The 7,950-nt window shown below is 32.3% G+C and carries 8 protein-coding genes; all 8 read right to left on the bottom strand.

Annotated elements, in window-relative coordinates; all coding sequences use genetic code 11:
* Nucleotides 1–284 precede the first annotated feature (284 nt).
* On the bottom strand, nucleotides 285–974 hold the full coding sequence (locus tag ACY2V1_RS09330; protein ID WP_461834527.1) for a phosphoadenosine phosphosulfate reductase family protein: 690 nt from the start codon (nucleotides 972–974) through the stop codon (nucleotides 285–287).
* 57 nt (nucleotides 975–1,031) lie between these two features.
* Complete coding sequence (locus ACY2V1_RS09335; RefSeq protein ID WP_461834528.1) at nucleotides 1,032–2,477, bottom strand: sulfatase family protein; 1,446 nt, start codon at nucleotides 2,475–2,477, stop codon at nucleotides 1,032–1,034.
* A gap of 114 nt (nucleotides 2,478–2,591) precedes the next feature.
* Nucleotides 2,592–3,881 carry a glycosyltransferase family 9 protein gene (locus tag ACY2V1_RS09340; protein WP_461834529.1) on the bottom strand — a complete coding sequence of 430 codons (1,290 nt, stop codon included), beginning with the start codon at nucleotides 3,879–3,881 and terminating at the stop codon, nucleotides 2,592–2,594.
* On the bottom strand, nucleotides 3,878–4,510 hold the full coding sequence (locus tag ACY2V1_RS09345; protein WP_461834530.1) for a glycosyltransferase family 9 protein: 633 nt from the start codon (nucleotides 4,508–4,510) through the stop codon (nucleotides 3,878–3,880). The genes ACY2V1_RS09340 and ACY2V1_RS09345 overlap by 4 nt, the downstream gene beginning before the upstream one ends.
* Complete coding sequence (locus ACY2V1_RS09350; RefSeq protein ID WP_461834531.1) at nucleotides 4,480–5,457, bottom strand: glycosyltransferase family 9 protein; 978 nt, start codon at nucleotides 5,455–5,457, stop codon at nucleotides 4,480–4,482. Before ACY2V1_RS09350 ends, ACY2V1_RS09345 begins: the two co-directional genes overlap by 31 nt.
* A 92-nt stretch (nucleotides 5,458–5,549) precedes the next feature.
* The gene (locus ACY2V1_RS09355; protein WP_461834532.1) at nucleotides 5,550–6,245 is read right to left on the bottom strand and encodes an ABC transporter ATP-binding protein; all 696 of its coding nucleotides are present in this window, start codon (nucleotides 6,243–6,245) and stop codon (nucleotides 5,550–5,552) included.
* On the bottom strand, nucleotides 6,242–7,036 hold the full coding sequence (locus ACY2V1_RS09360) for an ABC transporter permease (protein ID WP_461834533.1): 795 nt from the start codon (nucleotides 7,034–7,036) through the stop codon (nucleotides 6,242–6,244). Before ACY2V1_RS09360 ends, ACY2V1_RS09355 begins: the two co-directional genes overlap by 4 nt.
* A gap of 21 nt (nucleotides 7,037–7,057) precedes the next feature.
* Nucleotides 7,058–7,909, bottom strand: coding sequence for a decaprenyl-phosphate phosphoribosyltransferase (locus ACY2V1_RS09365; RefSeq protein WP_461834534.1), 852 nt, complete (start codon nucleotides 7,907–7,909; stop codon nucleotides 7,058–7,060).
* Between the last annotated feature and the right edge of the window lie 41 nt (nucleotides 7,910–7,950).

Raw genomic sequence — 7,950 nt, forward strand, 5'->3', positions numbered from 1 at the left:
CAAAGGTTAAAGGAGCGGGACAGGAAGTTAAGGGAGGCCAGGGCAGCCCGCCTTGAGCAGTTTAATAAATTTAAAACCACCTTAATTGCGAAGCCTAATTTGTCCAATTCCCGCTGAACCAGGACAACCAAGTTGAGTTTGAGCCGATTTTTAGCATATCCTTGCATTTCTGTTACCCTAATATCAAGAAAAATATGCGATAAAATGGTAGGTTATGTCGTTTTTCAGGGAGGACTAATTATAACTCAGGCCATCCTTTTTTACAGGAATTATACATGACCGTTTTAGAAATACCCCAAATCCCTCAAACGCTGCATGATTTTTTCTTTCGCCTGATCACGGCCAGATCTTTCCGAGGTGTAGTTTGCACCCAATTGCGTGCAGGGCATACATCCCAAAGAGCGATAACCTCTGCGATAAAGTTCACAATAAGGTATGTTATATTTTCTTATGTAAGACCAGATGTCTATTTCTCGAAAATGCAAAATAGGATGAATGCGGGTATGAGGTGGCTTCTCTCGCGGAGATATGTAAACTTCGTTTTTTCTTGCCTCCTGTTCATCCCAGCGCACGGCTGTAATTAAAGCCTGCCATCCATTAGTTTCTATGACTTGACGAAGAGGAATTGTTTTTAGAAGATAGCAGCACTCTTGTTTATTATTTGCAATTTTTATCATCTTTAAGGCTTCATCATTTCTAGCAATAATTAAATCTAAATTCCACTTTTTAGCCAATCTGTCCCTGAAGGCGTATATCTCAGGAAATTTTACCGAAGTGTCTATAAAGACTACCTTTATCGGAATTTCCCCAAACTCCTGTTTAATCAAATAAAGCACAGTGGTAGAATCCTTTCCTCCTGACCATGCTATACCAATTCTGTCTTTGCCGTATTCTTCAATTGCTTTCCTTATGATTTTCCGACTTTCCGTTTCTTTTTGTTCCAATGTCCATTGATTCAACCTAACTTTATCCATCTTTTTTCTCTATTTTTTATTTTTAAGGTGATATAATAAATAACTTTTTATAAAATCTTAATCAAAATATCGAAAAATGTCTTCTTCTTGCTTAATGACTGCATTATCATAACCGGTCTCTTTAGAGTATTTATCAATAAGGTTTTTTAATTCCTTTTTTTTATTTTCAAAATTTGGATCATTAGTTAAATTGTTAGTTTCGTATAAATCTTTATTTAAATCATAAATTTCAATATACCCATCTCTTCTCTTAATTATCTTCCAAAGGTCTTTTGTAATAAGAGAAATATGAGGTTGCATAAATGTTTTGGGTTTGAAGGTATAATCTCGTTGTAATAAACAAACTATTTTCATGATGGGTTCTGTTATTAAGTAAGAAAGAGCAATTTTTCTACTATTATTTAACAAACTCAATGAAGAGTCGTAAGGAATAGGAGCATCAAGTATTTCACAAATTGTATGAAAAATATCTAAATTTTGCCTTAATTTTTCATCTAGTCCTTTAAGTTCAAAATATGATGGATATTTAACAATTAAAGGTACATGTAAATTTTCGTTATAAAGGCAATAGGAGTGTTCAACTATATTATGCTCTCCAAGAGACTCTCCATGGTCTGCAGTTATAATAAGTAAAGTATTATCGTAAAAACCATAAGTCTTTAGAATTGCAACAATTTTACAAAGAAGGGCATCGGTGCATAAGACTTCCTGATCATACATTCCAGTTAAATAATGTAACAATTCATCGGAATAACCACATAGGTAATAGTTTAGAGGATAATTGTTTTGATCCAATTCTTTATCAAAAGAATTGTTATCTTTTACGAAAATATTTCTATATTGTTTAGGCGGATTAAAAGCCGCATGTGTTTCCATAATGTTTAAAAAGATAAAAAAGTTATCGGTATCAGAATAACTATGGCTTTTTAAAACATGATTTAAATATCTTATCGCATCTAATGAGCCTAAAAAAGAAAAATCATACACATTATAATTTGGCATATACTCGGTTAGATGAAAACAAGAAAACAAATATTTCAATCCATCTTTAAAATCAAAATTTATCCATTTTAAAAGCAATTTTACTCGCTCAATTTTATTTAGACCCTGATTGAGATATTCCCTTAATAAAGGTCTATAGAATATATCGTAAAAATTCAAAAATCCTCTATCAAACTGGAAAAATTTAGAAATGAGATTGTTACAAGAACATCCATAAGTTTTATAACCAAAATCTTTAAGGATTTCAGGAAGAGAAAAAAGATTGCGATCTAAAAATAAATTAAACCCCTCACATCTATGTTGAGGTGGATATAACCCAGTGAAAATTGAGGCATGACTAGGAGATGTCCATGGAGCTGGAGCAAAGCAATACTTGTAAATCATACATTCCTTAGCAAATTGTTCTAAAAAAGGAGTCGTTCTACGATGATAGCCATAAAGAGACATATGTTTAGCAGATAGGGCATCTAAAACTATTAGTAGTATATTCGGTTTTTTCATAATGTCTTTACCTTGGTGATTTAATTTCACCCAAGGGAATTTTAAAATGGAAACTTTCCGTTTTAATACGCAAGCATCACATGGTGTTGCTGCGTAAAGTCAGTTAATAAATTTTTAAACATTGCTAATATTTTCCCTATTCTTCTTATCAAAAACAATTTTTATCATTTTCTGTAGTCCTTCTATAATGATTTCTGGTTTTAAGGCTTTTAAACAATACATTTCCTTACATCCAATCTTATAACATGGAGAGCAGCTTATAGGATAGAAAATAAAACGATGTAGATAATTTCCTTGCGTTTGCCATACTTGCACACCATTTTCATAAGTCTTGATATGGGTAGGTCTTGATTTGTCCCAGGGATACCATACCCAAACTGAGCTGGGGCCAAAATAGACAAAAGTATTGGTGATTGCAGAAAATATGTGGGCTGTGCCTCCATCAGGGACAAAAGCCAATTTAACTTTTTGAGCTACAAATTTTATAAGACTTTCTAAATCCATTTGTTGAATAAATCTAATATCAAAATCTCTTAAATTTTGCTTAAAATAATAAAGATTAGGATTATGTGGTTCATCAATTAAATATATCTCATAATTAAACTTTCTACTTAAGCTTTTGATGATTTCTAAAAGGGTGTTATTATCCAATCGTCTATAAGCTGTGCCTCCAATGTGAAACAAAATGATACTTCTATTTTCAATAGGTTCTTCATTACACAAATATAGTTCTAAAGGGTAATCAAAAGGGTTAACTTTTAACATAGTCTTCACTCCTCTAGCACAAAGGTCAAAATATCTTTCTATAATATGTTTTTTGGGATAAGGACTAACATAAGGATACTCTAAACAATAATCTGCAAAATAAGAAAAATCTTTTAAGTTATGGGTAATACAATATTTGCTTGTTATTTTTCCAATAAAAGAGGTTCTTTTCCTACCTACTAAGTCTAATGCCAAATCAATTCCCAAGATTTTTAATTTAAATAATGTGCTCCAAAAATTTTTATCTAGGAGATGTTCCTTTAAAAAACTCTCCAGAAAGTATAAAGAGCTGTAAAGGCGCTGCCTATATTTTAACCAAGTATCAGCTTTTATATAAAATACTTTTTCTACATAAGGATTGTTTTCAAAAAGTAGCCTATTTTTTGTGGATGCTAAAACATATATTTTCATATCTGGATTGATATTTTTCAGAGCTTTTATTAGAGGAGTTGTAACTACTGCATCTCCTAGTCTGTCTATTCTAATAATTAAAATTTTTTTAGGAGAAAATGGCTTAAAAATAAACAATTTTGAATATATTAAATTAAAAAGATCTTTTATCATCCCGCAACATAAAGTAGTAAAGTCTATCAAAAACAACAATAAAAATCTTATTTTCCAAAGTATTTTAGAAGTCATGGTTTAATTGCTTTGAAAAAGGTATCAAAATATCTTTCTATAATATGTTTTTGTGATATATTGTCTACCCAAATACTGTCTGAAAAATAATTGTACAAAAATATCACTTCTGAAAGTTTAGGACCTGTTGTAAACTTTCCTAAATATCTAGCTATAATAGCAGTTCTTCTACGACCTACCGCATCAAAAACTACATCTATATTTTTAGATTTTAATAACTTAAAAGCAGAAATAAATTCTTTGTCTCTAAAGTGGTAAAGTAAAGAATATATACAATTAAAAATTGGACCTAAAACAGGTATTTTCACACATGCGTAATTAAGCCAAGGTGAAACATCAATACTAAAGACTTCATCTATATAGGAATTTTGTTTAAAAATAATTTCATTTTGTTTTGAACAAAGAACATATAATTTTTTATCTGGGAAAAGCTCTTTTATAGCTTTAATAAGAGGTGTAGTAACTACTGCATCACCCAAACGGTCAGTTCTAATAATAAGAATTTTTTTTACTTCTTTTAAAGAAATTGTCTCTTTCTTAACAAGATTTAGCTTCTTATAAAGACTAAACAAAATTTTCCTTATAAAAAAGGCCAATTTTATTTGCCAAGGCTGTTTTTTAAGTACCATTGACAACATGAAATTACCTTTGTTGTGTCTATTTTAGAAATAGAAGGAAATCTATCGTCATTGATGTATTTATCTGAGCCAGAGAATATAGCCCAGTTATCATAAATTACTTTTATATCCGCCTTTTTTGGTGTCCACAAATCAAGCGATGGTCCACACAAAATTATCATCTTTTTATCAAGAGCATATCCAATATGAATCACTCCTGTATTAACACTTATTATTAGATCCATTTCTTTTATTATCTCAATTAATTCTCTTACAGAACTACACGCGGCAAATTTTATCTGTTTACTAGGTTTACTAAGTTTTGATTGAAGATAACTTTTAAAGCTACCAAATTTTTTATCCTTACCAAATATAATTATTTCATTACGCTTATTTTGAAGTAAAACTTTTATTACTTCCAACCATTTTTCAAACGGCCACACAAAACAAGGTAAATTGCCCCGCCGACTCCATGGATGTATTCCTATTTTAACTTTATTTTTATCTTTTTCAACCGAGGTATTGGGAAATTCTAAATCCTTTATAGGCAATTCTAAATGATAAAATTCTTCAGGAATTCTTATTTTTAATAACTCTCCAACCTGATTCAAATGTAAATCCAAAATGTAATTTCCCTTAGGCGGAGTAATTATATCCGCATTTATAAGATTGAAATCTACAATAAAATCAAGTGCTTTTATCTTTTTTAAAAAAAGATGAAAGAAAAAACCTTGCACAGAACCGGGTGCCATCTGGAGTCCAAAAACTGTATAACCTTCCTTTCTGGCTTTTCTCAAAGTTGATATTAATTTTAAAAATTGTTGTGGTTGATAGACATCAAAGAAACGTTTAGCTGGAGAGTCATAGGGCCAGAGATTTACATGAGGATTTCCCCGGTGGGCCATTAAACACCGGGCTTTGGGCACAAGTCTTTCTACCTTTCGCATCAGATCGCCCATAACAATAAAATCTCCTAATCCCGAAGTCATGGTATAAAGGAGAAGTGGTTTCATTATACCGCGGCAGTCTGTCAGAAAATAAAAATTCTCAATTAACCCTTCAAGATTATCCTTCCCTTTTCCATAAAAATAATCCTATCTACCACCCTTTCCATCAATTGACGATTGTGTGTAACTATCAATATTGTTTTACCCTGTTTTTTTAATTTTTTCACCTTTTCCAAGCATTTCTCTTGAAATGCCTCGTCACCTACTGCCAGTATCTCATCAATAAGAAAAACATCCGCCTCACTGTGAATCGCTATAGAAAAACCAAGTCTTAAATACATACCTGAAGAATATTTTTTGACGGGCATGTCAATGAATTCACCTAACTCAGAAAATTCAATAATTTGAGATATCTTTTGTTTGATTTCCTTTATACGCATACCTAGAATAGCACCGTTTATGTAAATATTTTCTCTTCCCGTTAAGTCCATGTGAAACCCGGCACCGATTTCAATTAAAGGGGCTACCCGACCCTTAACTTCAATAATACCTTTTGTAGGATAGGTTACTCTGGCAATCAATTTTAAAATAGTGCTTTTTCCAGCTCCATTTGGTCCGTAAAGTCCTACACATTCTCCTTTTTTGACTTCAAAACTTATTCCTTTTAAGGCCCAAAATTCGTTTTTATTTAATTCCTGTTTTGAACCTGTTTTAAAAAAATTCACTATATCTTCTCTTAAAGAACGATGAAATACATGATGGCGATAATACTTTTTCCAGACATCTTTAAAAGTAATCATATCACATCCGCAAATTTTCTTTCTGTAAGAATAAAAAATCTATAACCCAAGTAAAACAATACCCCTACAAAAACACTCATAAACAAAAATTGCCACCATACTACCCCGCGTCCTTCTATTACACATCTACGCATATTTTCAATAATAAAGGTAAGGGGATTAAGAAATAAGATTAATTTTAATTTAAAAGACAGTTTATCTATAGAATAAAACACAGGGCTAGCAAAAAACCAGAGTTGAATTAAAAAGTTACTCGCCAGTTTTACATCACGATAATATACATTTAAAGCTGCCAATATCATGGCTATACCAGCGGTGAAAGTCATAAGCAAGAAGAAAAGGGGAACAAACCAGAGAACATGCCAAGTAATGTTTGTTTTAAACGAAATGAGTAATAAAACATATACAGCACAAGCAAAGACAAAGTCAATAAAGGCCACGCCTACACCAGAAAGGGGCAAAATTTCTCTAGGGAAATAAATTTTCGTAATTAAATTATAATGATTAGTAAGGCTTGGAATGGCATAATTAAGAGAAGAAGAAAAAAAAGTCCAAGGCAATACCCCGGCATAAAAGAAAAGAACATAAGGATAATCGGCAATTTTGGTAGGTATAATATAAGTAAAAATAAATGTAAAAAGAAGCATCATGCTTAAAGGCTGCAAAATGGCCCATATTATACCAATCACCGATTGCTTATATCTGATAACAAATTCCCTCCAGATAAAGATCAAAAAAAGGTCCTTATAGGCAAAAATGCGGGCTATTATTTCAATATTTCTAAGTGTCATAAAAGCTTCTCTTGTAGGAATTTAACGAGGCCGCCCATATATTGCCCAAACAATCTGCACCAAAAAAAGCCAACTTACCAACCACAACTGCACATCATCTGAGAAGACTTCTAATGGCTCACCCTTTTTGCCCTTTAAAATAAGCTGAAGATAACGGAATATTCCATACACGGCAGGAATAAGAGTATAAATTAAATTTCCTCCTTTCTCAACCGTATAAAGGGCATACATCACCAAAGCAGCACCACCTGCCATAGACAAACATACCATTAGATATTCTTCATCATAATGATTAAGAGAGGGACGACTCGCCGGAGCAATAATCTTTAAAACTCTTATCTCATTTAGCCGTTTACCGAAGGTGATAAACAATGCCAAAAGAAAGGCACTCATAAAAAGCCAGGGAGAGACAGAAATATCAGTGGCTATTCCTCCAGCAATGATACGCAAAAGGTAACCTATAGAAACACAAAATACATCTAAAAGACCGATATGTTTCAGGCCAAAAGAGTAAATCAGATTAAGACAGATGTAAACCAAAAGTATGTAAGTAAAACCAGGGCTAATTATCACAGCAATAGTTATGCTCCATATAAAGAAAACTAGGGCGACAACCAAAGCTGGTTTTAACCCGATTTCGCCGCTGGTTAAAGGACGATTCTTCTTTTGAGGATGAAGGCGATCATGTTTCAAATCACAAATGTCGTTAATAATATACAGCCCACTGGCGCCAAAACAAAAGGCCATAAAACAAAGGCTGTTAAGCGTCAATACAGAATGATTTGTCATTTTGCCAGCAAAAAAAGCCGGGGCAAATACAAGAAAATTCTTTACCCAATGTTTAAGGCGTATTAACCTTATCCAAGATAGCATTGATGGCCTCTTTAACTTCATCTACCGTTATTTCTTTCATA

The sequence above is a fragment of the Desulfothermus sp. genome (genome assembly GCF_053993635.1).

Excerpts from the sequence above, each read along its gene's own strand:
- ACY2V1_RS09330 (WP_461834527.1), bottom strand. The coding sequence starts at position 974 with ATGGATAAAGTTAGGTTGAATCAATGGACATTGGAACAAAAAGAAACG.
- ACY2V1_RS09350 (WP_461834531.1), bottom strand. The coding sequence starts at position 5,457 with ATGGGCGATCTGATGCGAAAGGTAGAAAGACTTGTGCCCAAAGCCCGG.
- ACY2V1_RS09365 (WP_461834534.1), bottom strand. The coding sequence starts at position 7,909 with ATGCTATCTTGGATAAGGTTAATACGCCTTAAACATTGGGTAAAGAAT.
- ACY2V1_RS09345 (WP_461834530.1), bottom strand. The coding sequence starts at position 4,510 with ATGGTACTTAAAAAACAGCCTTGGCAAATAAAATTGGCCTTTTTTATA.
- ACY2V1_RS09335 (WP_461834528.1), bottom strand. The coding sequence starts at position 2,477 with ATGAAAAAACCGAATATACTACTAATAGTTTTAGATGCCCTATCTGCT.
- ACY2V1_RS09355 (WP_461834532.1), bottom strand. The coding sequence starts at position 6,245 with ATGATTACTTTTAAAGATGTCTGGAAAAAGTATTATCGCCATCATGTA.
- ACY2V1_RS09360 (WP_461834533.1), bottom strand. The coding sequence starts at position 7,036 with ATGACACTTAGAAATATTGAAATAATAGCCCGCATTTTTGCCTATAAG.
- ACY2V1_RS09340 (WP_461834529.1), bottom strand. The coding sequence starts at position 3,881 with ATGACTTCTAAAATACTTTGGAAAATAAGATTTTTATTGTTGTTTTTG.